Origin of the sequence: Thermus oshimai DSM 12092 (assembly GCF_000373145.1) — a bacterium.
In the GTDB taxonomy this organism is placed as follows: Bacteria; Deinococcota; Deinococci; order Deinococcales; family Thermaceae; genus Thermus; species Thermus oshimai.
This window is the reverse complement of sequence record NZ_KB890623.1, coordinates 13,402-39,159: the sequence shown is the minus strand read 5'-3', so window position 1 is coordinate 39,159 and position 25,758 is coordinate 13,402. Positions and strand designations below refer to the sequence as shown.

The following is a 25,758-nucleotide window of genomic DNA, read 5'->3' as shown; positions in this document are numbered from 1 at the left end:
GAACCATGACCGCTACCCTGGACCTGAAAGGGGCACTCCCCGACCTAAAGCGCCTCCGGGACGAGCCCCTGGAGGCCCTCCTGGCCTGGGGGAAGGCCCACCCCCGCCTGCGCATTTCCCTCCCCGGCTTTCCCCTGCACCTGGTCTTTGACCCCGAGGGGGTGGAGGCGGTGCTCCTCGGCGCGGAGAGCAAGGCCACCTTCCAGTACCGGGAGCTCTCCCGCCTCACGGGCCGGGGCCTGCTTACGGACCAGGGGGAGGGCTGGAAGGAGGCCAGGAAGGCCCTGAAAGACCCCTTTCTCCCGAGGAGCGTGGCCCTTTACCGGGCCCTTTGGGAGGAGGAGGCGGAGGCCTTCTTCGCCCCCTGGAGGCCGGGAGAAAGGCGGGACCTGGACCGGGAGATGCTCCACCTTTCCTTGCGCTTCCTGGGGCGGGCCCTTTGGGGAAAACCCTTGCCCGAAGGGATCGCGGAGCTCGCCCTACAGGCCCTGGAGCGCATCATAGAACGGATGCAACACCCCCTAAGCCGCCTGAACCTCCTGCGGGAGAGCGCCTTCCGGGAGAAAAAACGGGCCCTGGAGCGGGAGGCCGAGGCCCTCATCGCCCACCCGCCCCTCACGGGCCTCCCCCGGGAACGGGCCCTTTCCGAGGCCAAGACCCTTCTGGTGGCGGGGCACGAGACCACGGCCAGCGCCCTCACCTGGAGCCTCTACCTCCTCTCGGGGAACCGGGCCTGGCAGGAAAGGGCCGCGGAGGACTTCGCCTTCGCCCTTTCCGCCTTCCAGGAGGCCCTGAGGCTCTTCCCCCCCGCCTGGGTCCTCACCCGGAAGGTGGAAGACCCCCTGGAGCTTCCCGGGGAGGTCCTGCCCAGGGGGACCACCGCCGTCCTCTCCCCCTACGTGACCCACCGGCTCTACTTCCCCCAAGGGGAAGCCTTCCTGCCGGAGCGCTTCCTGGAGGAAAGGAATACCCCAAGCGGGCGCTACTTCCCCTTCGGCTTCGGCAAGCGGCTCTGCCTGGGGCGGGACTTCGCCCTCCTGGAAGGCCCCATCGCCCTCCAGGCCTTCTTCCGCCGCTTCCGGCTGGGCCCTCTCCCCAAGCCCAAGGTCCACGCGGGGGTCACCTTAAGGCCCGAGGGGGGGCTTTGGGCCAAGCTGGAGGAGGCATGACCTACCTGGGGTTCCACCTCGTCTTCATCCTGCCCCCCCTTCTCCTCCTCCTCCTTCTGGCCCGGCCTAGGCCCCCCAGGCTCTGGGCCTACCTCCTCATGCCCCTCATCGCCCTCCTCTACACCACCCCCTGGGACAACTACCTGGTCTGGAAGGGGGTCTGGGGCTACCCGGAGGGGCGGGTCCTCTTCCGCATCGGGTACGTCCCCCTGGAGGAGTACCTCTTCTTCCTCCTCCAGCCCCTCCTCACCGGGGCCTTCCTCCTCAAGGTGGCGGGGAGGCCCCCGGAGGGGGGTAAGGGCCTCGCGCGGGTGGTGGGGGGCGGGGCGTGGCTTTTGGTGGCCGCCCTGGGGGTGCTCCTCGTGGCCCTCGAGGGGCGGTACCTCTACCTCGGGCTTATCCTCGCCTACTTCGCCCCGGTCTTCCTCCTGCAGTGGGCCTATGGGGGGGATCTCCTTTGGGCCTGGCGGCGGGCCTTTTTCCTGGGGGTTTCCGTCCCCACCCTGTACCTCTGGGCCGCGGACTTCTGGGCCATCCGTCGGGAGGGGATCTGGTGGATCGCCGAGGAATACACCCTGGGCCTCGAGGTGGCGGGGCTTCCCCTGGAGGAGATGGTCTTCTTCCTCTTTACCAACCTGGCGGTGGTGGGGGGGCTTCTCCTGGCCTGGCACCCCGAGGCCTTAAGGAGGCTTCGGTGAGGCCCTGGGAAAGGCTTTTGCGCCTCTTCGTGGAGGGGTTCCTCCTCCTGAGCCTAAAGGGAAGCCTCCGGGGGGTCTACCTGCGGGGGGAGGTGCCGGAGGGGCCCTTGGTGGTGGCCATGAACCACCACAGCTTCTTTGACGGCCACCTCCTCTGGCACCTGGCGAGGCGGAAGGGGGCCCCCTTCACCCTCCTGGTGGCGGAGGAGAACCTGAAGGCCTTCCCCGTGCTCCGCCTCGGGGGGGCCCTGGAGGCGGGGAGGGTGCGGGAGGCCCTGAGGCGGCTCAAAGGGGGCGGGTGGGTGGCCCTCTTCCCGGAAGGGGAGATGCGGTTTCCCGGCCCCCTGGGCCCCCTGAAGGGGGGGGCGGCCTACCTGGCGAGGAAAGCGGGGGTGCCCCTCCTGCCGGTGGCCTCGAGGGTGGTCCTCCGGGGCTTTGAGCACCCCGAGGCCTTCCTCTGGGTGGGGGACCCCCTGCCCCCGGAAGGGGACCTGGAGCGCGCCCTGGGGGGCCTCCTCCGGGAGCTGGACGCCCTTCTCGCCAAGACCCACCCCCGCGCCCTCCCCGAGGGCTTCCGGGAGATCCTTAGGGGCAGGCGGAGCCTGGAGGAGCGGATCAGGCCCCTGGTGGAGGCCCTAAGGTGACCGGGGACTTCTTCTTCGGGGTCTTCCTCTTCCTCCTCCTACGGTTCCTGAGCCTTTTCTACAACCTCCTCCGCTTCCCCGCCCTAAGGCCCCGCCCCACGCCCCCCTCCCCCACCGCCTCCCTCCTCGTCCCGGCGCGGAACGAGGCGGAAAACCTAAGGCGCACCCTCCCCCGCCTCCTCCGCCAAAACGCCCTGGAGGTGCTGGTACTGGACGACCTCTCGGAGGACGGCACCGGGGCGGTGGCCGAGGCCCTAGGAAGGGGGCACCCCGGCTTCCGCCTCCTCCGGGGCGCCCCGCCCCCTCCGGGCTGGACGGGGAAGAACTGGGCCTGCTTCCAGCTGGCCCAGGCGGCCCGGGGGGAGGTCCTGGTCTTCACCGACGCGGACGTCTTCTGGGAGGAGGGGGCCTTGGGGGGGCTTTTGGAGGCCTTGGAGGGGCGGGAGGCCCTTTCCGCCCTCCCCCGGCAGGAGCCCATGGACCCCTTGGGGGGCGGGGTGGTGGCCTTCGTCATGGGAAGCCTCCTCTCCACCCTCCCCCACCCCTTTCTGGAGGCCCTGAGGGTGGCCAACGGCCAGGTCCTGGCCTTCCGGCGGGAGGCCTACTTCCGCTTCGGGGGGCACAAGGCGGTGCGGGGCGAGGTCCTGGAGGACGTGGCCCTGGCCCGGCGGGTAGGGGCGTACGGGCTTTTCCTGGGGGTGGGGCTCTTCTCCACCCGCATGTACCGGAACTACCGGGAGGCGGTGGAGGGCTTCGCCAAGAACTTCCTCCCCATCCACCTGAAAAACCCCCTGGTCCTCCTGGGCTCGGCCTTCTACCACCTGGCCCTCTACACCCTCCCCTGGCTCCTCGGCCGGCCCGAGCTCGGGGCCTTGGGGGTGCTGGAGCGGCTCCTGGTGCAAAGGGCCCTAAAGGGGCCCCTCTGGCCCGCCCTCCTCACCCCCCTTCTGCCCCTTCTTCTCCTTCCCATCTACCTGAAGGCCCTCCTTCCGGGCCGGCGCTGGAAGGGGCGGCCGGTATACTGACCCCGGGGCCTTATGGTGACGGTGGTGGCCAACAAGAAGCCCCCTAGGGGCCTGCGCCCGAGGCTTAGGCGGGCCCTGGGAAGGCTCATGGAGGAGCTCGGGGTGGGGGACAAGGGGGTGACGGTGGTCCTCTCCGGGGACCGGCGCTTAAGGGCCCTGAAGCGGGCGTGGTGGGGGGAGGACGAGGCCACGGACGTCCTCTCCTTCCCCCACTACGAGCCCGGGGACCCCTTCATCCCCCCCCACCTCGGGGACATCTGGATCAGCCTGGACACCGCCAAAAGGCAGGCCGAGGCCCGGGGGGCGAGCCTCGAGGAGGAGGTCCTGGTGCTCGCGGCCCACGGCCTGTGGCACCTCCTCGGCCACGACCACCAGAAGGAGGAGGATTGGGCCGGGTTCCACCGCGTCCAAGAGAGGATCCTAGACCTCTAAAGGGGGTCCTGCGCTCCTTCGGCTACGCCCTGGAGGGGCTCCGCTACGCCTGGCGGGTGCAGCGGAACTTCCGCCTCGAGGCCTACCTGGGCCTTCTCGCCCTCCTCCTCGCCCTCTGGCTCGGGGTGGACCCCCTCCCCATCCTCCTCTTCAGCGCCCTGGTGCTCTCCCTGGAGCTCATGAACACCGCCCTGGAGGCCCTTGTGGACCTCACGAGCCCCGTCTACCACCCCCTGGCCAAGGCGGCCAAGGACGCGGCCGCGGCCGCGGTGCTCCTGGCGAGCCTCTTCGCCCTCCTTGGGGGGCTCTACCTCTTCCTCCCCCCCCTCCTCCGGCGGCTTGGGCTAAGCTAGGGGCATGGACTACGAGGAACGGGAGCTCATCCTTGAGCTCTTCCCGGGCACATCCCCCGAGCTTCTCCCCTTAGGGGAGATTCTTTATTACCGGGACGGGGAGGGGCGGGTGCACATCCTGGAGAAAGGCCCTCCCGAGCTCCACCTCACCCTGGAGCCCTTGGGCACCCCTTCCGCCCCCCAGGTGTGCGAGGCCTGCCGCCGCCACCTCTCGGGAAGCGCCCTGGCCTTCTTCCGCCACCCGGTGGGGGGGCGATGGGAGCACGTGCGCTACCTCATCCTCTGCCAGGACACCCCGTCCTGCGCGGAGCACGCCCGGCCTGAACGTTTGAGGGAAATCCTCCTTCGGGGTATACTCACCTGAGAACTGGGCCTTTGGGCCGCGGGGGTCGGCTGAAGCCGGCCTCCATGACTTACGAGGTGCACTATGGCGCGCGAGGTGAAGCTCACCAAGGCCGGTTACGAGCGGCTCATGCAGCAGCTTCTGCAGGAAAGGGAACGGCTCCAGGAGGCCACCCGCATCCTGCAGGAGCTCATGGAATCCTCCGACGACTACGACGACTCGGGGCTGGAGGCGGCCAAGCAGGAAAAGGCCCGCATTGAGGCCCGCATTGACAGCCTCGAGGACATCCTCTCCCGGGCGGTCATCCTGGAGGGGGTGGGCGGGGAGACCATCGGCCTGGGCTCGGTGGTGGTCCTGGAAGACCCCTTGAGCGGGGAAAGGCTGGAGGTGCAGGTGGTCTCCCCCGCGGAGGCCAACGTCCTGGAAACCCCCATGAAGATCTCCGACGCCTCCCCCATGGGCCGGGCCCTCCTGGGCCACCGGGTGGGGGACGTGCTCACCCTGGAAACCCCCAAGGGCAAGCGGGAGTTCAGGGTGGTGGACATCCGCGCATGAACGAGCAGACGCGCCAGCGCCTTCTCAACCTCGAGGCCCTGGTGGAGGCGGGCTTTGAGCCCTACCCCTACCGCTTCCCCAAGACCCACGCGGCCCTGGAGATCCTAGAGGACAAAAAGGGCGCCCCCCCGGGAACGGAGTGGCCGGAGGAGGTGGCCCTGGCCGGGCGCATCCTGGCCCTGAGGCGGATGGGCAAGGTCACCTTCGCCCACCTCCAGGACGAGTCCGGCCGCATCCAGCTCTACTTCGCCAAGGACACCACCCCCCAGTACGAGCTCCTGAAAAAGCTGGACGTGGGGGACCTCCTGGGGGTGAAGGGCACGGTCTTCACCACCAAGACCGGGGAGGTCACGGTGAAGGTCCTCTCCTGGACCCCCCTGGTGAAAAGCCTCCACCCCCTGCCGGACAAGTGGCACGGCCTCAAGGACAAGGAGGCCCGCTACCGGAGGCGCTACCTGGACCTCATCATGAACCCCGAGGCCAAGGAGGTCTTCCGGAAGCGCTCCGAGATGGTCCGGTACATCCGGCGCTTCTTTGAGGAAAAGGGGTTCTTGGAGGTGGAAACCCCCATCCTCCAGCCCACCACCGGGGGGGCGGAGGCTAGGCCCTTCAAGACCTACCACAACGCCCTGGACCACGAGTTCTTCCTGCGCATCTCCTTAGAGCTTTACCTCAAGCGCCTCCTCGTGGGGGGGTTTGAGAAGGTCTTTGAGATCGGGCGCAACTTCCGCAACGAGGGGATCGACCACAACCACAACCCCGAGTTCACCATGCTGGAGGCCTACTGGGCCTACGCGGACTACCTGGACATGCTGGCCCTGGTGGAGGAGCTCCTCTCGGGGCTGGCCCTGGCCCTTATGGGAAGCCACCAGGTGCCCTACGGGGGAAGGACCCTCAACTTCCAGCCCCCCTTCCGGCGCATCTCCTTCGTGGAAAGCCTGAAGGAGGCCGCGGGCCTCCCCTTTGACCCCCTGGACCTGGACAGGCTCCGCCTCTGGGCGGACGCCCACCACCCCGAGCTCGCCCAGGTGCCCGCCTACAAGCTCCTGGACAAGCTCTTCGGGATCTACGTGGAGCCCAGCCTCCAGGACCCCACCTTCGTCATGGACTTCCCCCTCGTCCTAAGCCCCCTGGCCAAGCGCCACCGGGAAAAGCCCGGGCTTACCGAGCGCTGGGACCTCTACATCGGGGGCATGGAGATCGCCCCCTGCTACTCCGAGCTGAACGACGCCCTGGACCAGCGGGAGCGCTTCCTGGAGCAGGCAAGAAGGCGCAAGGAGGGGGACGAGGAGGCCCCCGAGCCCGACGAGGACTTCCTCCTGGCCCTGGAGTACGGCATGCCCCCCGCGGCGGGGCTAGGCCTCGGCATTGACCGCCTGGCCATGATCTTCACCGACCAGCCCTCCTTAAGGGATGTCCTCCTCTTCCCCCTCATGAAGCCCAGGAAAGAGGGGGAAGCCGAGGAGGCGTAACCCCCCCATGGGCAGACGCCTGGCCACCCTAAGCCTCCTGGTGGCCCTCCTGGTCCTGGGGCTCAAGCTTCTCGCCTACCGCCTCACGGGCTCGGTGGCCCTCCTCTCCGATGCCCTGGAGTCCACGGTGAACGTGGCCGCGGCCCTCCTCGCCCTCACCGCCCTCCGCATCGCGGAAAAACCCCCGGACCACAACCACCCCTTCGGCCACACCAAGGCCGAGTACTTCTCCGCGGTGGCGGAAGGGGTCCTGGTGGTCCTGGCCGCCCTTCTCATCGCCAAGGAGGCCCTGCCCCGCCTCCTCCAGCCCCTGCCCCTCGAGGGCCTTGGCCCCGGAATGGGCCTGAACCTCCTGGCCACGGGCCTGAACGCCCTCTTGGCCCTCCTCCTCATCGGGAAGGGGAAGGCCCTCCGCTCCCCCGCCCTCACCGCGGACGGGTACCACGTCCTCTCGGATGTCCTCACCTCCCTGGGGGTCCTCCTCGGGGTGGGCCTGGCCTGGGCCACCGGGCGCTGGTGGCTGGACCCCCTTCTGGCCCTCCTAGTGGCGGGGCACATCCTCCTCATCGGCCTCCGCCTGGTGCGGCAGTCTGTGGGTGGGCTTATGGACGAGGGGCTGGGGCCGGAGGAGCTTAGCCGCATCCAGGAGGTGCTTAAGGCCCACCTGGCCCAGGGCGCCTTAGAGGTCCACGACCTCAAGACCCGCCGGGCGGGGCCCAAGGCCTTTCTGGAGTTCCACCTGGTGGTGCCGGGGAGGATGTCCGTGGAGGAGGCCCACCGGCTTTGCGACCGCCTGGAGGAGGAGTTGAAGAAGGCGGTGCCGGGGCTTTCCGTCACGATCCACGTGGAGCCGGAAAGCGAGCGCCAGGGATAACGCCCTTTCCCCTCCCCGCAAAAAAGCGTATAATCGGGGGCAAAGGGAGGGCCCATGCGCAAAAAGCACGACTGGCTCAGGGAAACCTACCGGAAGAGCCTGGAAAAGATGCCCGAGAGGCCCGTGGCCCACCGCACCCTCTCGGAGATCGCCCCCGAGCCCCTCTACACCCCGGAGGACATCGGGGTCCTGGACCCCGAGTACGAGGAGAAGCGGGGCTTCCCCGGGGAGTACCCCTACACCCGGGGGGTCTACGGCTCCATGTACCGGTCCAAGCTCTGGACCATGCGCATGTTCGCGGGCTTCGGCACCGCGGAGCAGACCAACGAGCGCTTTAAAAAGCTCCTCAAAGCGGGGCAGACGGGGCTTTCCGTGGCCTTTGACCTCCCCACCCTCATGGGCTACGACTCCGACCACCCCCTTTCCAAGGGGGAGGTGGGGAAGTGCGGGGTGGCGGTGTCCAGCCTGGCGGACATGGAGATCCTCTTTGAGGGGATCAACCTCGAGGAGGTCACCACCTCCATGACCATCAACTCCCCGGCCAACGCCATCTGGGCCATGTACCTGGCGGTGGCCAAGAAGAAGGGCTACGACTGGAAGAAGCTTGGGGGGACCATCCAGAACGACATCCTCAAGGAGTTCATCGCCCAAAAGGAGTTCATCTTCCCCCCGGAGCCCAGCGTAAAGCTGGTCATAGACACCTTTGAGTGGGGGCCCAAGAACGTCCCCAAGTGGAACTTCATCTCCGTTTCCGGCTACCACATCCGCGAGGCGGGCTCCACCGCGGTGCAGGAGCTGGCCTGGACCCTGGCGGACGGGTTTGAGTACGTGGAGGCCGCGCTTAAGCGGGGCCTGGACATCGACGAGTTCGCCCCCCGGATCAGCTTCTTCTTTGACGTGCACAACGACTTCTTTGAGGAGATCGCCAAGTTCCGCGCGGCCCGGCGCATCTGGGCCAAGGAGATGCGCCACCGCTACGGGGCCAAGCGCCCGGAGAGCTGGATGCTCCGCACCCACGCCCAGACCGCCGGGGTCTCCCTCACCGCCCAGCAACCCCTGAACAACATCGCCCGGGTGGCCATCCAGGCCCTGGCCGCGGTCCTGGGGGGGACCAACAGCCTCCACACCGACGCCTACGACGAGGCCCTGGCCCTCCCCACGGAGGAGTCCGCCACCATCGCCCTAAGGACCCAGCAGATCATCGCCTACGAGACCGGGGTCACCCACACCATAGACCCCCTGGCGGGGAGCTACTACGTGGAGTGGCTCACGGACGAGATGGAGCGCCAGGCCATGGCCATCATTGAGGAGATCCGGCGCATGGGCGGGGTGGTGCGGGCCATCGAGGAGGGCTACTTCCTAAGGGAGCTCGCCGAGGCCAGCTACCGCTACCAGCAGGAGGTGGAGCGGAAAGAGCGCATCATCGTGGGGGTGAACGCCTTCACCGACGAGATCCCCCTAAAGGTCCCCATCCAGCTTGTGGACCCCGAGGTGGAAAGGGTGCAGGCGGAAAGGCTGGCCCGCGTGCGGCGGGAGCGCGACCCCAAGCGGGCGGAGGAGGCCCTAAAGGCCCTAAGGCAGGCGGCGGTGGAAGGGCAGAACACCATGCCCTACTTCGTGGACTGCGCCCTGGCCTACTGCACCTTGGGGGAGATGATGGACGTTCTCCGGGAGGTCTACGGCACCTACCAGGAGCCCGCCTACGTCTGACCGGCGCGGGCCGAGGTGTACGATGGGAGCGCACGGGCGGCCAAAGGGGCTTTGCCCCCAGGCCACCCCATCCCAACGCTGAGGGAGGTTGACCCATGGACCGGCGCATACGGGTGCTCATCGCCAAACCAGGCCTGGACGGCCACGACCGGGGGGCCAAGGTGGTGGCCCGGGCCCTAAGGGACGCGGGGATGGAGGTCATCTACACCGGGCTCCGCCAGACCCCGGAGATGATCGTCTCCGCGGCCATCCAGGAGGACGTGGACGCCATCGGGCTTTCCATCCTCTCCGGAGCCCACATGCACTACTTCCGGGAGGTGAAAAGGCTTCTGGAAGAGCAGGGGGCCTCGGACATCCTCCTCTTCGGGGGGGGCATCATCCCCGACGAGGACGTGCCCAAGCTGAAGGCCCTGGGGGTGGCCGCGGTCTTCGGGCCGGGGACCAGCACCCAGGAGATCGTGGACTTCCTCAAGGCCAAGGTGCCCGAGCGCTGGAGGGCCCAGGGGCTTTCATGAAGGCGGTCCAGCTCTACTACCCCCCGGAGTGGGCCCACTGCTACGGGTGCGGCTACCTAAACGCCCAGGGGCTCCGTATAGAAACCCACTGGCACCCCGAGCGGGGGGAAAGCGAAACCCGCTTCACCCCGAAGCCCTACCACACCGCCGTCCCTGGCTTCGTCTACGGGGGGCTTCTCGCCTCCTTGGTGGACTGCCATTCCACGGCCACCGCCGCCGCGGCCAAGGCCCAGGCGGAGGGGCTTAGCCTCGAGGCCCACCCCCTGCGCTTCGTCACCGCCAGCCTCAAGGTGGACTACCTGAAGCCCACCCCCCTGGGCCCGGAGCTCCTCCTGGTGGGCCGGGCCCGGGAGGTGAAGGGGAAGAAGGTGGTGGTGGAAACCGAGCTCTTCGCCGAGGGGGTCCTTACGGTTCGCGGCGAGGCGGTTCTCGTTCAGATCGGCGAGGGTTTCGGTCGTTCAGGATCCGCTCCAGGTGGCGGATAAGCTCCTCCACCCTGGGGGCCTGGGGCGAGCCCATGAGGGTGAGGTCCAGCCAGGCCTCCTCCAGGGTGCGCTTGGCCTCCTCCAGGAGGGGGCCGGGGAAGGCCCGGCCCAGGGCGATCTCCCGCTTCTCCCAGTAGAGGATCCTCTTCTCCTCCTCCAGCTGCTGCAGGCGGAAGCGGAATTTCACGATCTCCGCCTCCAGCTCCATGATGCGCTTGCGAAAAGGTGCTTCCTGGAGGCGCCGCCCCTCCTTCTCCAGCCGGATCCGGCGGTCTAGCTCATCGTCCCAGTGCAGCATACCCCTAGGCTGGAGGAAACCCAAGGGAGCGGGCGTGAGCTTTGCACATGAGAACCCTTAGAACCTGAAGAAGGCGGGGACGAACTCGTACCCCTCCCCCAAGGGGCGGAGGTAGCCCAGGGCGGGCCAGGGGAAGTGGTAGGCGGTGAGGAGGGCCTTCTCCTCGGCCACCTTGCGGAAGAGCCGGGCCCGGGTGGCCACCACCTGGGCCCGGTCCATGTCAAAGCCCAGGTAGGCCTGGGGGAAGCGCAGGGAGAGGAGGTAGTGCCCGGCGGCATCCCCGAAGATGAAGAGCTTCTGCCCCTCCGAGAGGACCTCGAGGCTCATGTGCCCGGGGGTGTGGCCGAAGGAGGCCACGGCCCGCACCCCGGGGAGGATCTCCTCCCCGTCCTCCACCGGCCGGATGCGCTCCCGTAAGGGGAAAAGGGCCCGCTCCACCGCAGGGGTGGGGTTTTTCAGCCAGTAGTCCAGGTCCACCCGGCCCATGAGGTGGAGGGCGTTCGGGAAAGCGGGCCTCCCCCCTCCGTCCACCAAGCCCCCGATGTGGTCGGGGTGGCCGTGGGTGAGGAAGACGTGGGTAAGGTCGCCAGGGGCGTAGCCCGCCAGGGCCAGGTGCTCAAGAAGCCTCCCCCCCTGGCCCCGCCCGGTGTCCACCAGGAGCCGGGCGCTACCCGTGTCCACCAGGACGGGGTTGAAGTTGTTGGGGGTGGCGTTGGGGTCCAGGAAGTGTTCCAGAAGGACCCGGCGGAACTCCTCCTGGAGTTCGGGGTTCGCCCCCCAGCTCGGAAGGAGGGGCCCCGGGGCCGACTGGCCGTCGGAGAGGACGGTCACGGTGTAGCGGCCCAAAGGGAAGCGGTAAAACCCGCCCCCCTGAACCCCCTTGGGGCTTGGGGCCTGGGCCCACGCCCCCCCCATCCCCGCCGCGGCGGCCAAAAGGTTCACGCCCTTGAGAAAAGCCCTTCGCTCCATACCTGGCCTCCTTTCAGGGAGAGGTTAAAGGGAAGGGCGGGGGGCTTCCGTAACCCCCGCCACCTTGTAGGCCCAAAGGCGTTCCAGGAGGAAGAGGAGGAGGGCCAGGGCCAGGAGGTAGGGCCTTAGGGGGAGGGCGGCCTGAGGGGAGGGGGCGGGGACCTCCCCCTCAAAGAACCGCCCCCCGCTCCCCTCGGCCAGGGCCCTTAGGACCGCCCGCCCGTCCCTGGGGGTCCACTCCCCGGGGAGGGGGAGGACCAGGGGAATGCGCTTTTCCCCATCCAGGAGGACCCCTTCCCCCCGCACCACCCCCTCAAACCGCCCGGGGCCCGTGGGCACCATGGGGACCTCCTCGCCCCCCACGAGGAGGCGCGGGGCCTCCAGGGCCCCCAGGGCCACCGCCCGCACCCCCTCCCCTTCCGGGTAGGCGTAGAGGGCAAGGGCCTTCCTCCCCCCCATGAGGTGGCGGGCCAGGCCCCCAAGGAAGGGGGCCAGGCCCTCCCAGCCCTCCCAGGCAAGGGAAAGGTCCGTGGCCAGGGCGGCCACCCGCCCCGCCCCCCGCTCCCCCAGGGCCAAAACCGCCCGCTCGCCGCTGGCGAGGAGGACCTCCGCCCAGGGCTCCGCCCGGGCGGGGAGGAGGAAGGAAAGGGGGGGAAAGCGGAAGCCCTCTGTGAGGGGGTGGGGCCTGGCCTCTATGGGGAAACGCCCCCTCAGCCCCTCTTCCTGGAAGATCTCCTGGCCTTCCCGGAGGAAAAGCCTGGGAAGCTCCTCCGGGCGGGCGGCGAAGTAGAACCGCCCACCCCCCCTTCGGGCAAGGGCTTCCAAAAAGGCCCGGTCCGCGTCCTGCCCCAGGGCCAGGGCGCTCACCTCCAGCCTCGAGGCCTGGGCCAGCTCCAGGATGGGCTCCTTGGGGTCGGAAAGGAGGCCGTCGGTGAGGACCAGGATCCCCTTCCGCTCCACGGGTACCCCCTCCAAAAGGCGCACCGCCTCCCGGAAGGCGGGGCCCAAGACCGTTCCCCCACCGGGGCGCACCGAAAGAAGGAGGCTTTCCGCTTCCTTCTTCCCCTGCGCCGTCATGGGCCTTGGGGGGAAGAGGATCCTGGGAGAAGAGCTGAAGAGGACCACCCCCACCCAGTCCTCGGGGGCCGCGCTCCGCACCAGCTCCACCGCCCCCGCAAGGGCCAGGGCCAGCTTTTCCCCCTCCATGCTCCCCGAGACGTCCAGGACCAGGACCAAGGCCGCCCCCTTCCGGCCCAAGGGCCTTAAGGGAAAGTCCTCCGGGAGGGCCCGGTCCCACCCCCCCAGGAAAAGCCCCCTGGGGGTGGCGGTGAAGAGGAGGCCGCCCCCCTGGCGGAGGAAGTCCTTTAGGGCCTCGGGGGCCCCTTCCGGCAGGTCCAAAACCCCCACCCCAAGGGCCACCAGGTCCGCCTCCAGGGGGAGGCGGAAGGGTCCCCGGTCCACCTGGAAGCCCTGGGCCTCGAGGACACGGGCCAGGGCCTCGTCCCCCAGGACCAGGGCCCGCCCCCGGTCCAGGGGGGCCACCTGGGCCCGGGCCTCGCTCCTCCCCCAAGGGCCCTCGGCCACCGCCCGCACCTCGGCCCCTTCCGTGAGGGGGAAGGCGTAGGTGAGGACCCGCGTGCCCTCCACCAAAAGGCGCCGCTCTAAAACCCCGCCCGGGCCCTCCACCCGCACCCGGGCCTCGGCGGGCCTAGGGGCCTCCAGGACCACCCGCACCCCCACGGTCTCCCCGTAGAGGGGGTAGGGGGGCGGGAGGAGGCGCAGGGCCACCCAGGGCCTAGGGGGGACATAGACCGCGTCCAGGGGAAAGGGGGGAGGAAGGGGGGCAAAGAGCCCGTCCGAAACCAGGACCACCCGGTCGGGCCTGAGCTTTAGGGCCTCCTGGAAGGCCCTCCTCAGGTCCGTCCCCTCCCCCAGGTCCAGCCGCCGGGCGGTGGGGGCGGGAAGCCGGGCCACCTCCTCCGCAAAGGCCAGGTACAGCCCTTCCCGGGGAAGCCTTTCCGCCAGGGCGAAAACCCCCTCCCGGGCCGAGGGGGAGAAGTCCAGAAAGTAGACCGTCCGCCCCGGGCGGGGAAGCCTGGGGTCCAAGACAACAAGGAGGAGGAGGAAGAGGACCCCCAGCCGGAGGAGGCGCATGCCCCTATGCTATAGGGCCGCTCGGGTAGCGGTCTGTAGCCCCTCTTGGCCCCCCCACCTTTGGGGGGGTGCCTAATCCATCCAGTGCCCCAGCTTCTCCTTCTTGGCCTGGAGGTAGCGCTCGTTGTGGGGGTTGTCCCCGGCCCTCAAGGGGACGCGCTCCACGATCTCAATCCCGAAGCCGGAAAGGGCCTTCACCTTGCGGGGGTTGTTGGTGAGGAGGCGCATCTTGCGCACCCCCAGGTCGTAGAGGATCTGGGCCCCCACCCCGTAGTCCCGGAGGTCCGGGGGGAAGCCCAGGGCCAGGTTGGCCTCCACCGTGTCCAGCCCCTGGTCCTGGAGGTGGTAGGCCCGGATCTTGTTCACCAGGCCAATCCCTCGGCCCTCCTGCCGGAGGTACACGAGAACCCCCTTCCCCTCCTGGGCGATCTTCTCCAGGGCCAGGTCCCGCTGGAAGCCGCAGTCGCAGCGTAGGGAGTGGAGGGCATCCCCCGTGAGGCACTCGGAGTGCATGCGCACCAAAACGGGCTCCTCCGCCTCCCAGGCGCCCATGACCAAGGCGGCGTGCTCCTCCCCCGTGAGGGTGTCCCGGTAGGCCAGGATGCGGAACTCCCCGAAGCGGGTGGGGAGAAGGGCCTCGGCCTCGCGCCGCACGTAGAGGTCCCCCCGCTCCAGCCGGTGGCGGATGAGGTCGGCGATGGTCCCCACCTTGAGTCCGTGGCGCCCGGCAAACTCCAGGAGGTCGGGGAGGCGGGCCATGGTCCCGTCCTCCTTCAGGATCTCAATGAGGCTCCCCACGGGGGTAAGGCCCGCAAGGCGCAACAGGTCCACCGTGGCCTCCGTGTGCCCGGCGCGGCGCAACACCCCTCCAGGCCGGGCGATGAGGGGGAAGATGTGCCCGGGGCGGCGGAAGTCCTGGGAGGTGGCCTCAGGGTCGGCGAGGAGGCGGATGGTGGCCGCCCGCTCGTAGGCCGAGATCCCCGTGGTCACCCCCTTGGCGTCCACGCTCACGGTGAAGAGGGTGCCCTGGGGGTCTTGGTTCTTCTCCACCATGGGCTTTAGGTCCAAGGCCCTCGCCCTCTCCTCCGTGAGGGCCACGCAGAGGAGGCCCCGGCACTCCTTCAGCATGAAGTTCACCCACTCCGGGCTGACGTGCTCCGCGGCCATGATGAGGTCGCCCTCGTTCTCCCGGTCCTCGTCGTCCACCAGGATCACCGGGCGGCCCTGGCGGAGCTCCTCCAAAAGTTCTTGGGTGGTGGCTAGCCTGTTCATTCCGCTCCCTTCATGAGCCGTTCCAGATACCGGGCGATGAGGTCCACCTCCAGGTTCGCCCCCTCCCCCACCCTTAGGGCCCCCAGGTTGGTGACCGCCAGGGTGTGGGGGATGAGGGTAACCCAAAACCCTTCCGGGAAAAGCCCGGCCACGGTGAGGGAAACCCCGTTTAGGGCCACGCTCCCCTTCTCCGCGATGTAGCGGCGAAGGCCCTGGGGCGCGCGGAAGAAGTAGTCCTTGGCCCCGGGGGCCTCGCGGACCTCCACCAGCTCCGCCACCCCGTCCACGTGCCCGGTGACGAAGTGCCCCCCAAGCCGGTCCCCCACCTTTAGGGCCCGCTCCAGGTTGGGCCGGTGGCCCACCCGCCAGGTGGGGGCGGTGCGGCGGAGGGTTTCCTGGGCGAGCTCCACCCAAAACCCCTCCCCGTCCACCGCCACCGCGGTGAGGCAGACCCCGTCCACGGCCACCGAGTCCCCCACCTTGAGGTCGGAAAGCACCTCCTTGGCCCCGATCCTCACCTTCAGGAAGGGGCCCTCCTCCACCTTTAGGATCTCGCCCGTTTCCTCCACCAGTCCCGTGAACATTCACCCCTCCGGGTAGGCCTCGAGCCAAAGGTCCCCCCCCAGCCGCTCCACCCGGGCCAGGCGGAGCCCCTTGGCCTCGGCCACCTTTTCCACCGCCAAGCCCTCCAGCGCCCCCCGCCCCTCCCCAAGGAGCTTGGGGGCGAGGAAAAGCGCGTACTTGTCCACCAGGCCCCGTTCCACCAAGGCCCCCGCCACCTTGGGGCCCCCTTCCACCAAGACCCCGTCCAACCCCCGCTCCAGGAGGAAGGCCAACGCCCCCTCCAGGGAGACCCTTCCCCCTTCCCGGGGAAGCTCGGCCACCTCCGCCCCCGCGGCCTCCAAGGCCTTAAGCCGGTCCTTCGGGGCCCCCGCCCCCGCCAGGATGAGGACCTTAGGGGCCTCCCCCCTGGGCCCGGGGCGGAAGAGGCGCGCGGTAGGGGGGGTGCGGGCCTCGGTGTCCAGGACCACCTTCCAGGGGTCCCTGAGGGGCGGAGGCTCCAGCATGTGGGGGAAGGGGCGGAAGTCGGGGTCGCGCACGGTGAGGTGGGGGTCGTCCTGGAGGACCGTCCCCACCCCCACGAGAAGGGCGGGGAGCCACTGGCGGTAGGCGTGGGCCACCCGGCGGCTTTCCGGGGAGGAGATCCAGCGGGCATCCCCCCCAGGGGCGGCCGCCCGCCCGTCCAGGGTGAGGGCCATCTTGAGGAGGACGAAGGGGAGGCCTTTCCTCTGCACGGTGAAGAAGACCTCGTTCTGGAGCCTGGCCTCCTCCTCTAGAAGCCCGGCCTCCACCTGTACCCCCGCCCCCTTGAGGCGCTCCAGGCCCCCCGCCGCCACAGGGTTCGGGTCCCGGGCGGCCACCACCACCCGGGCCACCCCCGCCTGGAGGAGGGCCAGGCTGCAAGGGGGGGTGCGGCCCAAGTGGTTGCAGGGCTCGAGGGTGACGTAGACCGTGGCCCCCCTGGCCTCCGGCCCCGCCTCCTCCAGGGCGTAGACCTCCGCGTGGGGGAGGCCCGCCCTGGGGTGGAACCCCTCCCCCACCACCCGGCCCCCCTTCACCACCACCGCCCCCACCAGGGGGTTGGGGTGGGTGTGGCCCCGGCCACGTTCCGCAAGCTGCAGCGCGCGCCTAAGGAAACGCTCGTCCAGATCCAAGCGGCCCTCCTTCTCCCATCCGGACTTTCACCGTCGGCCCCGGAGTTCCACCGGGTCGGGCCCCTAGGGGGGCTTCGCGGGCTTTCACCGCCGGTGGGGACTTCCACCCCGCCCCGAAGGAGGTGCCTAAAGGCACCAAGCCCACTTTAGCAGGTTTAAGGGGGAGGAATGTCCGGGTGGAGCACGGTTAGCCCCTCTCCCCGGGCCAAAACGAGAAAGTGGTGGTCTAGGGTCACCACGGGCGCTTCCTGAACGAGAGCCGTAACGGCCACGTAGGCATCAGCAAACCCCAGGGGAAGGTCCTGGTACCGCAAAACCAGACGACGAACCTGGGGGAGGATCGCCGGGTCCCAATAGCCCACGAAAAAACCCGCCTCGAGGTCTTCCAAAAAGCGGGCCAGGACGCCTACCCCCATGCGCCTTTCCACAAGATACCCAACCTCCGAAAGCAAGGGAATGGGAAAAAGTAGGTCTCCAGGGAAGTTTTCCAGATGGTGCCTAACCCAAGGATGATCGGGATCCTTTTTGTTGATCCAGGCAAAAAGGGCAGAGGTATCCAAGACCAGAACCCAGCTATTTACGGGCACGGCCGTCCTGCTCCCCCTGCCATGCGGCTTCCAACCAGGCCTCCGCGGTTCTCCCCGAAACCTCAACGTCCTCACCCGCCCCCAGAGACTTGGACTCCGGGCGGGCCAGATAGCGGGCCAGAGCCTCCCTGATGATTTCCCCCTGGGAGCGGCCTTCCCTTCTGGCGCGAAGGGCGAGAAGGCGCTTCAGCTCCTTAGGAAGGTAAAACGTGGCCCTCTCCATAAGGTCATGGTACATGCCGTGGTGGAAAAAGGCGAGGCGCCCAGGGCCTTGGGCGCCTTTTTGGTGGAGGTGGGGGGAGTTGAACCCCCGTCCGAAGGTCCCTACAGCGGCCGTCTACGCGCGTAGTCCGCGTTTCAGGTGTCCCCCTGGCTTGGCCCGCGGACGGGCGGCCAGGGGCAAGCCCCCTTAGGTTTCGCCCAGGGTTAGAGGGCGTGGCCCCAGGCTAGCCGGTTTTGTGTCCCCGCGCTGGCGAGCCACCGGCGGGGCTTCCAGGCGAGGGCGCGGCGATTAGGCCGCGAGCGCGTAAGCAGGCTTGTTGGCCTTTGTGGGTTTGCGGGTTTTAACGAGGCCACCCGCACCTCGGCGCGCAGGCTCGCCCTCGGCGACCCCCGTCGAGACCGTTCACCCCCATGTGTGGGCCGGGCTTGGACCGACCAAGCTTGAGTATAGGGGACTAAAGGGGTTGTAGTCAAGGGGCAGGGCGGTGTAAACTAGGGGCAGTGCTCCCAAGGGAGGGGGGTGGGCTCAGCCCACCCTTCCTTTGTGAAGGGAGGTGGGGAGGTGCCGGTGGACCTTTGGCAGCTGGTGAAGGAAGCGGTGGAGCCCTTGGGCCTGGAGGTCCTCGAGGTCCATCTGGGCCGGGGGGAGTTTCTGGTGCGGCTGGAGCGCAAGGACGAGCGGCCCATCACCGTGGCCGACCTGGAGCAGGCCAGCCGGGCCATAGAGGTCCTCCTGGACCGGGAGGACCCCATCCCCGGAAGCTACCGGCTCTTGGTGGAATCCCCCGGGCCCAAGCGCCCCCTCCTTACCCGCCGCCACTTTGAGCGCTTCCAGGGCCTTAAGGCCAAGGTCCAGGGAGAGGAAACCTTCACGGGGCGCATCCTGAGGGTGGAAGAGGACGTGGTGGTCTTTGGGGTCGGTGGGGAGGAAAAGGCGCTCAAGATCGGCACCTTCCGCGCCCACCTCGCCGAATGGCCTGAGGAGCCAAGATAAAGGGGGAAGGATGAACCGGGAGTTCATGGAAGCCATGCAGCAGCTGGCCCTGGAACGGGGGGTCAGCACGGAAGAGGTCCTGGAAGCGTTTAAGGAGGCCCTGCGCAAGGCCTACCTCAAGCGGCAAAAGGGGCTTAGAAAAGAGGACATAGACGAGGGCAAGGGGCCCGTGGTGGACGTCTACATTGACCCCCAGACGGGCCGCATTGAGATGGTGGAGGTCCGCACCGTGGTGGAGAAGGTGGAGGACCCCGACAAGGAGATCGCCCTCGCGGACGCCCTGCAGTACGACCCCGAGGTCCAGGTGGGGGACGAGATGGAGTTCCCCATAGACCCCGAGGGCCTTTCCCGGATGGCCATCCAGGAACTGAGGCAGATGCTCACCCAGCGCCTCAAGGAGTCCGAGCGCAACCGCATCTACAACGAGTACAAGGACAAGGAGGGCCAGGTCCTCACCGGGGTGGTCACCCGGGTGGACAACCGGGGCAACGTCTTCGTGGAGCTGGGCCGGGGGGAGGCCTACCTGCCCAAGGCAGAGCAGATCCCCACGGAGAAGTACCATCCGGGGCAGCGCATCAAGGTCTACCTCAAGAAGGTGGACCGCTCCGCCAAGGGGCCTTCCCTTCTGGTGAGCCGGGCCCACGAGAAGCTTTTGGAGCACCTCCTCAAGCAGGAAGTGCCGGAGATCGCCGAGGGCATCGTGGAGGTCAAGGCCATCGCCCGCGAGCCCGGCCGCCGGAGCAAGGTGGCGGTGACCAGCCACAACCCCAACGTGGACCCCATCGGGGCCTGCATCGGCCACAAGGGGCAAAGGATCCAGGCGGTGTCCGCGGAGCTTGGCCGGGAAAAGGTGGACATCATCCTCTGGTCCAAAGACCCCAAGGAGTTCATAAGGAACGCCCTCTCCCCCGCCCAGGTGGGCTCCATTGAGCTGGATCCCGAGAAGAAAGTGGCCCGGGTCAAGGTGAGCAAGGACCAGCACTCCCTGGCCATCGGGGCCCAGGGGCAGAACGTACGCCTGGCCTCCAAGCTCACCGGCTACGAGATCCAGTTTGAGGAAGCGGAGATCTCCGACCTGGACGAGGCCCTGCGCCGCGCGGCCGAGGAGGAGGAGGAAGCCCGGGAGAAGAAGGGCCGGGAGGCCTTTGAGAAGCTCTTCCGTGACCTCACATGAAGCACGTCCCCGTAAGGATGTGCGTAGCCTGCCGGCGAAGGCGGCCCAAGGGGGAGCTTCTGCGCATCCTTCTCACGCCCGAAGGGTTCTTCCTGGACCCAAGCGGAAAAGCACCGGGCCGGGGGGCCTACGTCTGCCCCGACACCCCGGAGTGCTGGTCGGAAAAAAAGCTCAGGCGCTTCGCTGGGGCCAGGGCCAAGGCCTTAAGCGAGGCCCTAAACGCCCTGTTAGGAGGTAAGGATGGCGAAAGTACGGATTTACCAGCTGGCCAAGGAGCTGGGCATGGAAAACCAGGAGCTCCTGGAGCTCCTTTCCCAGATGGGGGTGAGCTATAAGTCCCACGCCTCCACCCTCGAGGAGAAGGACGCGGAGGCGGTGCGGGAGCTCGTTAGGGAACAGCGGGGCCTACAGGAAAAGCTGGCGGAGGAGGAACGGAGGAAAAACCTCCCCAAGCGCCCCCCCGTGGTGGTCATCATGGGCCACGTGGACCACGGGAAGACCACCCTCCTGGACTACCTGCGCAAAAGCCGCATCGCCGAGAAGGAGGCGGGGGGCATCACCCAGCACGTGGGCGCCTTTGAGGTGAAAACCCCCGGGGGCACGGTGGTCTTCATCGACACCCCCGGCCACGAGGCCTTCACCAGCATCCGCCAGCGGGGGGCCAGGGTGGCGGACATCGCGGTGATCGTCATCGCCGCGGACGACGGCATCATGCCCCAGACGGACGAGGCCATCGCCCACGCCAAGGCCGCCGGGGCCAAGATGATCTTCGCCATCAACAAGATGGACCTGCCCCAGGCCGACCCCGAGCGGGTGAAGCGGCAGCTCATGGAGCGGGGGTTCGTCCCCGAGGAGTACGGGGGGGAGGCCATCGTGGTGCCCATCAGCGCCAAGACCGGCAAGGGCGTGGACGACCTCCTGGAGATGATCCTCCTCCTGGCGGAGCTGGAGGACCTCCGGGCCGACCCCGAGGCCGAGCCCAGGGGGGTCATCCTGGAGTCCCGGCTGGACAAGCAGGCGGGCATCCTGGTGAACATGCTGGTCCAGGAGGGCACCTTCCGCGTGGGGGACTACGTGGTGGCCGGGGAGGCGTACGGGCGCATCCGGGCCATGACCGACGCGGACAGCAACCAGAGGAAGGAGGCGGGGCCTGGGAGCGCGGTCCAGGTCCTGGGCTTCCAGGAGCTCCCCCAGGCGGGGGAGGTGGTGGAGTGGGTGCCGGACCTGGAGGCGGCCAAGGAGATCGCCGAGGAGCGAAAAGAAGCCCGCCGCGCCCAGGAGGAGGAGGCCCAGGCCCGCCGCCCCAGGACCATGGCCGACCTCCTGAAGGCCATGCAGGAGGAGGGGAAGAAGGAGGTGAACCTCATCCTGCGGGCGGACACCCAGGGCTCTTTGGAGGCCATCCAGCACATCCTGGCCAAGGAGAGCACGGAGGAGGTGAAGATCAACGTCCTCCTGGCCCAGGTGGGGGCCCCCACGGAGTCCGACATCCTCCTGGCCCAGACCGCCCACGCGGCCATCCTGGCCTTTGGGGTCACCCCCCCGGGCTCGGTGAAGAAGATCGCCGAGCAAAAGGGGGTCCTCCTCAAGACCTTCCGCATCATCTACGACCTCATCGACGAGGTGCGGGCCATGGTGAAGGGGCAGAAGGAGCCCCAGTACAAGGAGGAGGTCCTGGGCCGGGCCGAGGTGCGGGCCATCTTCCGCCTGCCCGGAGGGAAGCAGGTGGCGGGGTGCATGGTGACCCAAGGCCGCATCCTAAGGAACGCGGAGGTCCGGGTCCTGCGCAAGGGCCAGGAGATCTGGAAGGGGAAGATGGCCAGCCTCAAGCGCTTCAAGGAGGACGTGCGCGAGGTGGCCCAGGGGTACGAGTGCGGGATCGGCCTCGAGGGCTTTGACGACTTCCAGGAAGGGGACATCATCGAGGCCTTCCAGATGGTGGAGGTGCCCGCCTGAGGCTAGGTGCCTTAAAGCTCTTGGCCCTTCTGGCCCTATTGGGCCAGGGGGTGGACTGGCCCCAGCCCCAGGCCCAGGGGGAGGTGGGGCTCCTCCTGGGGGGGCCCTACCTGGTCCTCAAGGAGGACCGGGGCCATCCCCTCCTTTCCCCTTCCCTTCCCCCCCAGCGCCCCCTGGCCCTCCTCTTCTCCACACCCCTCCCCTCGCCCCTACGCCCACCCCCAAGCCCGCCCCCGGGAAGACGGCTCCACCTCCTCTACGCCCGGCTGCAGATGGACGGGGGGTAGGGCCCTCCCCCACCCCAACAGGCCATCGGCGTTAAGGGTTTTGGCAAAGAAGAGCGAGGTGGTGCATGAAACCAAAGGTTTGGAGTGGACTCTTTCTCCTAGGACTTTTCCTCCTTTCCCTGCTGTTTTTCTGGAAACCTTGGGCTCCTCAGGAGCCCAAAATCCGCCTGGGGCTGGACCTCAAGGGGGGCTTAAGGATCCTCCTCGAGGCCGACGTGGAAAACCCCACCCTGGACGACCTGGAAAAGGCCCGGACCGTCCTGGAAAACCGCATCAACGCCCTGGGGGTGGCCGAGCCCCTCATCCAGATCCAGGGGCAGAAGCGCATCGTGGTGGAGCTCCCGGGCCTCTCTCAGGCAGACCAGGACCGCGCCCTGAAGCTCATCGGGCAGCGGGCCGTCTTGGAGTTCCGCATCCTCAAGGAGGGGGCCACGGGCACCACCGTGGCCCAGATCAACCAGGCCCTTCGGGAAAACCCCAGGCTCAAGCGGGAGGAGCTGGAAAAGGACCTCATCAAGCCCGAAGACCTAGGGCCGCCCCTCCTCACGGGGGCCGACCTGGCGGACGCCCGGGCGGTCTTTGACCAGTTCGGCCGCCCCCAGGTCTCCCTCACCTTCACCCCGGAAGGGGCCAAGAAGTTTGAGGAGGTCACCCGGGCCAACGTGGGCAAGCAGCTGGCCATCGTCCTGGACGGTAAGGTCTACACCGCCCCCGTGATCCGCCAGGCCATCACCGGGGGCCAGGCGGTGATCGAGGGGCTTTCCGGCCTGGAGGAGGCCAGCGAGATCGCCTTGGTCCTCCGCTCCGGCTCCCTGCCGGTGCCCCTGAAGGTGGCCGAGATCCGGGCTATCGGCCCCACCCTGGGCCAGGACGCCATCCAGGCGGGCATCCGCTCCGCCCTCATCGGCACCCTGGCCATCTTCCTCCTCATCCTCGCCTACTACGGCCCAAGCCTCGGCCTGGTGGCCTCCTTGGGCCTCATCTACACCTCGGTGCTCATCCTGGGCCTCCTCTCGGGGCTTGGGGCCACCCTGACCCTCCCCGGCATCGCGGGCCTGGTCCTCACCCTGGGCGCGGCGGTGGACGGGAACGTGCTCTCCTTTGAGCGCATCAAGGAGGAGCTCCGGGCGGGGAAAAAGTTCCGCCAGGCCATCCCCGAGGGGTTCAAGCACTCCACCCTCACCATCCTGGACGTGAACGCGGCCCACCTACTGGCCGCGGCCGCCCTCTACCAGTACGCCACCGGCCCGGTGCGGGGCTTTGCGGTGATCCTGGCCATCGGGGTGGTGGCCAGCGTCTTCTCCAACCTGGTCTTCAGCCGCTACCTCCTGGAGAGGATGGCCGAGCGGGGGGAGATCCGCCCGCCCATGTGGCTGGTGAACCCCCGCTTCAACTTCATGGGCCCGGCCCGCTTCATCACCCTGGCCTCCCTCCTCCTGGCCCTCCTGGCCGCAGGGGTGGTCTTCACCAAGGGCTTCAACTACAGCATTGACTTCACCGGGGGCACCGCCTTCACCCTGAGGACGGGCCCCGAGGTGGGGGTGGACACCCTAAGGCGCTTCCTGGAGGAGAGGGGCTTCCCCGCCAAAGAGGCGGTGATCACCCAGGTCCAGGCCCCGGCGGCGGACTACCGGGAGTACGCCCTAAAGCTCCCGCCCCTCTCCGACGAAAAGCGGCTGGAGCTTGAGCGCCTCCTGGCCGAGGGGCTTAAGGCCCAGGTCCTCACCTCGGAGACCGTGGGGCCGGCCATCGGGGCCGAGCTTCGGCAAAACGCGGTCAAGGCGGTGCTGGTGGGGCTTGGCCTCATCCTCATCTACGTGGCCTTCCGCTTTGACTGGACCTTCGGGGTGGCGAGCGTCCTAGCGGTGGCCCACGACGTGGCCATCGTGGCGGGGATGTACAGCCTCCTCGGCCTGGAGTTCTCCATCCCCACCATCGCCGCCCTCCTCACCATCGTGGGCTACTCCATCAACGACACCATCGTGGTTTCGGACCGGATCCGGGAGAACCAGAAGCTCCTGAGGGGGGTGCCCTTTAGGGAGGTGGTGAACCGCTCCATCAACCAGACCCTCTCCCGCACGGTGATGACGAGCCTCACCACCCTGCTCCCCATCATCGCCCTCCTCTTCCTCGGGGGAAGCGTCCTGAGGGACTTCTCTCTGGCCATCCTGGTGGGCATCTTCGTGGGGACCTACAGCTCCATCTACGTGGTCTCGGCCCTGGTGGTCTTCTGGCGGAGCTTCCGGGAGGCCCGGGTGAAAAAACCCGCCTAAAGGCCTTTTCCGCCCCCCAGGACCCTTTAGGGGTCCTTGGGGGTTTTGACCCGCCTTAAGGGGAGCCCCTCCCGCCTGGCCCAGGCCTCCAGGGCCTCCGCCTCCCTCTCCCCGAAGAAGGCGCATAGCCTCCGGTAAGCAGGGTTTCCCTCCTGGGCGGGGGAAAAGGCCGCGTCCAGGAGCTCAGGCAGGCCCGCCCTTTCGCAGAAGCGGGCCCAGAGGTGGGGCTCGAGGGCCGCCAGGGCCACCCTGCCCTCCTGGGCGGGGTAGACCCCGTAGCAGAGGACGGAGCCGTCCAGGAAGGGGATGGGCGGGTAGGCGAGCGCCTTCACCGCCTCGGAAAGGGCCACCTCGTAGAACCCCCCGCCCAAGAGGAGGCCCTTCAAGGCGGTGAGGGCCAGGGCCAAGGCCCCCGCCAGGTCGGCGAACTGGAAGGCCCGCCAGGGGAAGCGCTCGAGGAGGCCCGCCTCCGCCAGGTAGGTGAGGTCGTGGCCGGGGTCGGGGCCATCCGGGTACCCCCTAAGGCGCACGTAGACCAGCCGGGGGTTCTCCCGGAGGAGGACCTCCGGCCCCACCCCCAGCCGCTCCATAACCCCGGGGCGGTTGGCCTCCAAGAGGAGGGCGCTTTCCCGCACCAGGGCGAGGAGGCGGCGCCGGCCCGCCTCCCCCTTGAGGTCCAGGACCTCCACCCGCTTGCCCTCGTTCAGGAAGCGGTAGGCCTCGGGGGCGAGGGAGGCGAGGGGGTCGCCCCCTGGGGGCTCCAGCTTGAGCACGGGAAAGCCAAGCCTGAGGAGGAACCGCCCCGCCAAGGGCCCCGGGAGAAGGCGGGTGAGGTCCAGGACCCTACCGGGGGGGAAGGCGGAGGGCCCCATCCAGCCGGATCACCTCCCCGTTCAGCATGGGGTTTTCCAGAATGTGGAGGACCAGAGCGGCGTACTCCTCCGGTCGGCCCAGGCGCTTGGGAAAGGGCACCTGGGCGGCCAGGGCCTCCTGGACCTTCTCGGGAAGCCCCTGGAGCATGGGGGTGGCGAAGACCCCGGGGGCCACGGTCACCACCCGGATGCCCCACTCGGCGAGCTCCCGGGCCACGGGCAGGGTGAGGCCCACCACCCCCGCCTTGCTGGCGGCGTAGGCCGCCTGGCCGACCTGGCCCTCGTAGGCGGCCACGCTGGCGGTGTTGACGATGACCCCCCGCTGGCCCTCGGCGTCCGGCGGGTTTTCCCGCATGGCCCAGGCGGCCAGGCGCAGGGCGTTGAAGGTGCCGAGGAGGTTGACCTCGAGGACCCTCCGGAAGGCGGCGAGGCCATGGGGGCCCTCCCGGGTGAGGACCCTCTCCGCGTGGGCCACCCCCGCGGCGTTCACCAAGGCGAAGAGGGGGGCCTCCCCCACCGCCCTTTCCACCGCCCGCCTCACGTCCTCCTCCTCGGCAACGCTCCCCTCCACGTAGAGGAGGTCGTCCGGGCCCCGCTTGAGGTCCAGCACCACCACCCGGAAGCCCCTGGCCTTCAGGGCCAAGGCGGCCGCCCGCCCAAGCCCCGAGGCCCCACCCGTGACCAAGGCGCTCCGCTCCATACCCGTCCCC

29 protein-coding genes, 1 other RNA gene and 1 riboswitch are annotated in these 25,758 nt (G+C 68.6%); of the genes, 19 read left to right on the top strand and 11 right to left on the bottom strand.

What is annotated here, in order from left to right; genetic code table 11:
* Window positions 1–5 precede the first annotated feature (5 nt).
* From B043_RS0111160 to B043_RS0111100, 13 genes are all read left to right on the top strand, one after another.
* Window positions 6–1,169: a cytochrome P450 gene (locus tag B043_RS0111160; RefSeq protein WP_018462055.1), complete on the top strand. Its 1,164-nt coding sequence runs from the start codon at window positions 6–8 to the stop codon at window positions 1,167–1,169.
* Complete coding sequence (locus B043_RS0111155; RefSeq protein WP_018462054.1) at window positions 1,166–1,867, top strand: lycopene cyclase domain-containing protein; 702 nt, start codon at window positions 1,166–1,168, stop codon at window positions 1,865–1,867. Before B043_RS0111160 ends, B043_RS0111155 begins: the two co-directional genes overlap by 4 nt.
* Entirely contained in the window at window positions 1,864–2,511 is a 648-nt protein-coding gene (locus B043_RS0111150; protein ID WP_018462053.1) for a lysophospholipid acyltransferase family protein, read from the top strand. The genes B043_RS0111155 and B043_RS0111150 overlap by 4 nt, the downstream gene beginning before the upstream one ends.
* Window positions 2,508–3,536, top strand: coding sequence for a glycosyltransferase family 2 protein (locus B043_RS0111145; RefSeq protein WP_018462052.1), 1,029 nt, complete (start codon window positions 2,508–2,510; stop codon window positions 3,534–3,536). Before B043_RS0111150 ends, B043_RS0111145 begins: the two co-directional genes overlap by 4 nt.
* 12 nt (window positions 3,537–3,548) lie before the next feature.
* The gene (gene ybeY / locus B043_RS0111140) at window positions 3,549–3,968 is read left to right on the top strand and encodes an rRNA maturation RNase YbeY (protein WP_016329385.1); all 420 of its coding nucleotides are present in this window, start codon (window positions 3,549–3,551) and stop codon (window positions 3,966–3,968) included.
* Window positions 3,923–4,321 (top strand): diacylglycerol kinase, encoded by a 399-nt coding sequence (locus B043_RS0111135; RefSeq protein WP_026234250.1) that lies wholly within the window; start codon window positions 3,923–3,925, stop codon window positions 4,319–4,321. The genes ybeY and B043_RS0111135 overlap by 46 nt, the downstream gene beginning before the upstream one ends.
* Before the next feature lie 4 nt (window positions 4,322–4,325).
* Window positions 4,326–4,685, top strand: coding sequence for a hypothetical protein (locus B043_RS0111130; RefSeq protein ID WP_016329387.1), 360 nt, complete (start codon window positions 4,326–4,328; stop codon window positions 4,683–4,685).
* Window positions 4,686–4,748: 63 nt separating this feature from the next.
* Window positions 4,749–5,219: a GreA/GreB family elongation factor gene (locus B043_RS0111125; protein ID WP_016329388.1), complete on the top strand. Its 471-nt coding sequence runs from the start codon at window positions 4,749–4,751 to the stop codon at window positions 5,217–5,219.
* Entirely contained in the window at window positions 5,216–6,691 is a 1,476-nt protein-coding gene (gene lysS, locus B043_RS0111120) for a lysine--tRNA ligase (protein ID WP_018462050.1), read from the top strand. The genes B043_RS0111125 and lysS overlap by 4 nt, the downstream gene beginning before the upstream one ends.
* 7 nt (window positions 6,692–6,698) lie before the next feature.
* Window positions 6,699–7,565, top strand: a complete 867-nt coding sequence (locus B043_RS0111115; RefSeq protein WP_018462049.1) for a cation diffusion facilitator family transporter — start codon at window positions 6,699–6,701, stop codon at window positions 7,563–7,565.
* 54 nt (window positions 7,566–7,619) lie between these two features.
* Window positions 7,620–9,275 carry an acyl-CoA mutase large subunit family protein gene (locus tag B043_RS0111110; protein ID WP_016329391.1) on the top strand — a complete coding sequence of 552 codons (1,656 nt, stop codon included), beginning with the start codon at window positions 7,620–7,622 and terminating at the stop codon, window positions 9,273–9,275.
* A 95-nt stretch (window positions 9,276–9,370) separates the two neighbouring features.
* Window positions 9,371–9,790 (top strand): cobalamin B12-binding domain-containing protein, encoded by a 420-nt coding sequence (locus B043_RS0111105; protein WP_016329392.1) that lies wholly within the window; start codon window positions 9,371–9,373, stop codon window positions 9,788–9,790.
* Complete coding sequence (locus B043_RS0111100; protein WP_018462048.1) at window positions 9,787–10,275, top strand: PaaI family thioesterase; 489 nt, start codon at window positions 9,787–9,789, stop codon at window positions 10,273–10,275. The genes B043_RS0111105 and B043_RS0111100 overlap by 4 nt, the downstream gene beginning before the upstream one ends.
* On the opposite strand, the gene B043_RS0111095 is transcribed toward B043_RS0111100, so the two are convergent.
* The 9 genes from B043_RS0111095 to ssrA all read right to left on the bottom strand — a co-directional run bounded on the left by B043_RS0111095 (window position 10,196) and on the right by ssrA (window position 17,903).
* A complete protein-coding gene (locus tag B043_RS0111095; protein ID WP_018462047.1) occupies window positions 10,196–10,573 on the bottom strand; it encodes a hypothetical protein in 378 nt (125 codons plus the stop codon). The genes B043_RS0111100 and B043_RS0111095 overlap by 80 nt on opposite strands.
* Before the next feature lie 57 nt (window positions 10,574–10,630).
* Entirely contained in the window at window positions 10,631–11,542 is a 912-nt protein-coding gene (locus tag B043_RS0111090; protein WP_018462046.1) for an MBL fold metallo-hydrolase, read from the bottom strand.
* A 24-nt stretch (window positions 11,543–11,566) separates the two neighbouring features.
* Complete coding sequence (locus B043_RS0111085) at window positions 11,567–13,696, bottom strand: vWA domain-containing protein (RefSeq protein ID WP_018462045.1); 2,130 nt, start codon at window positions 13,694–13,696, stop codon at window positions 11,567–11,569.
* Window positions 13,697–13,768: 72 nt separating this feature from the next.
* On the bottom strand, window positions 13,769–14,968 hold the full coding sequence (locus B043_RS0111080; RefSeq protein WP_018462044.1) for a bifunctional 3,4-dihydroxy-2-butanone-4-phosphate synthase/GTP cyclohydrolase II: 1,200 nt from the start codon (window positions 14,966–14,968) through the stop codon (window positions 13,769–13,771).
* Window positions 14,965–15,552, bottom strand: coding sequence for a riboflavin synthase (locus tag B043_RS0111075; protein WP_018462043.1), 588 nt, complete (start codon window positions 15,550–15,552; stop codon window positions 14,965–14,967). Before B043_RS0111075 ends, B043_RS0111080 begins: the two co-directional genes overlap by 4 nt.
* A complete protein-coding gene (gene ribD / locus B043_RS0111070) occupies window positions 15,553–16,683 on the bottom strand; it encodes a bifunctional diaminohydroxyphosphoribosylaminopyrimidine deaminase/5-amino-6-(5-phosphoribosylamino)uracil reductase RibD (protein WP_018462042.1) in 1,131 nt (376 codons plus the stop codon).
* Between the two features lie 3 nt (window positions 16,684–16,686).
* Window positions 16,687–16,808: riboswitch (FMN riboswitch) on the bottom strand.
* A 30-nt stretch (window positions 16,809–16,838) separates the two neighbouring features.
* On the bottom strand, window positions 16,839–17,270 hold the full coding sequence (locus B043_RS0111065) for a type II toxin-antitoxin system VapC family toxin (protein WP_018462041.1): 432 nt from the start codon (window positions 17,268–17,270) through the stop codon (window positions 16,839–16,841).
* Window positions 17,257–17,493, bottom strand: coding sequence for a ribbon-helix-helix domain-containing protein (locus B043_RS0111060; protein ID WP_038037140.1), 237 nt, complete (start codon window positions 17,491–17,493; stop codon window positions 17,257–17,259). Before B043_RS0111060 ends, B043_RS0111065 begins: the two co-directional genes overlap by 14 nt.
* Window positions 17,494–17,554: 61 nt before the next feature.
* Window positions 17,555–17,903, bottom strand: a transfer-messenger RNA (tmRNA) gene (gene ssrA / locus B043_RS12725).
* A gap of 157 nt (window positions 17,904–18,060) precedes the next feature.
* Between ssrA and rimP the strand changes: the two genes are divergently transcribed.
* The 6 genes from rimP to secD all read left to right on the top strand — a co-directional run bounded on the left by rimP (window position 18,061) and on the right by secD (window position 24,176).
* Entirely contained in the window at window positions 18,061–18,486 is a 426-nt protein-coding gene (gene rimP / locus B043_RS0111055; protein WP_026234249.1) for a ribosome maturation factor RimP, read from the top strand.
* 10 nt (window positions 18,487–18,496) lie between these two features.
* Complete coding sequence (gene nusA / locus B043_RS0111050) at window positions 18,497–19,660, top strand: transcription termination factor NusA (RefSeq protein ID WP_016329401.1); 1,164 nt, start codon at window positions 18,497–18,499, stop codon at window positions 19,658–19,660.
* Window positions 19,657–19,995, top strand: a complete 339-nt coding sequence (locus B043_RS12720) for a YlxR family protein (protein ID WP_081593783.1) — start codon at window positions 19,657–19,659, stop codon at window positions 19,993–19,995. The genes nusA and B043_RS12720 overlap by 4 nt, the downstream gene beginning before the upstream one ends.
* Window positions 19,901–21,616 (top strand): translation initiation factor IF-2, encoded by a 1,716-nt coding sequence (gene infB / locus B043_RS0111045; RefSeq protein WP_018462038.1) that lies wholly within the window; start codon window positions 19,901–19,903, stop codon window positions 21,614–21,616. Before B043_RS12720 ends, infB begins: the two co-directional genes overlap by 95 nt.
* 20 nt (window positions 21,617–21,636) lie before the next feature.
* The gene (locus B043_RS0111040) at window positions 21,637–21,903 is read left to right on the top strand and encodes a hypothetical protein (protein ID WP_016329403.1); all 267 of its coding nucleotides are present in this window, start codon (window positions 21,637–21,639) and stop codon (window positions 21,901–21,903) included.
* Between the two features lie 65 nt (window positions 21,904–21,968).
* Window positions 21,969–24,176 carry a protein translocase subunit SecD gene (gene secD / locus B043_RS0111035; RefSeq protein WP_018462037.1) on the top strand — a complete coding sequence of 736 codons (2,208 nt, stop codon included), beginning with the start codon at window positions 21,969–21,971 and terminating at the stop codon, window positions 24,174–24,176.
* A gap of 26 nt (window positions 24,177–24,202) precedes the next feature.
* Here secD and B043_RS0111030 read toward each other — a convergent pair whose 3' ends face one another.
* Window positions 24,203–25,048, bottom strand: a complete 846-nt coding sequence (locus B043_RS0111030) for a CoA transferase (protein WP_018462036.1) — start codon at window positions 25,046–25,048, stop codon at window positions 24,203–24,205.
* Complete coding sequence (locus B043_RS0111025) at window positions 25,020–25,748, bottom strand: SDR family NAD(P)-dependent oxidoreductase (protein WP_018462035.1); 729 nt, start codon at window positions 25,746–25,748, stop codon at window positions 25,020–25,022. The genes B043_RS0111030 and B043_RS0111025 overlap by 29 nt, the downstream gene beginning before the upstream one ends.
* Between the last annotated feature and the right edge of the window lie 10 nt (window positions 25,749–25,758).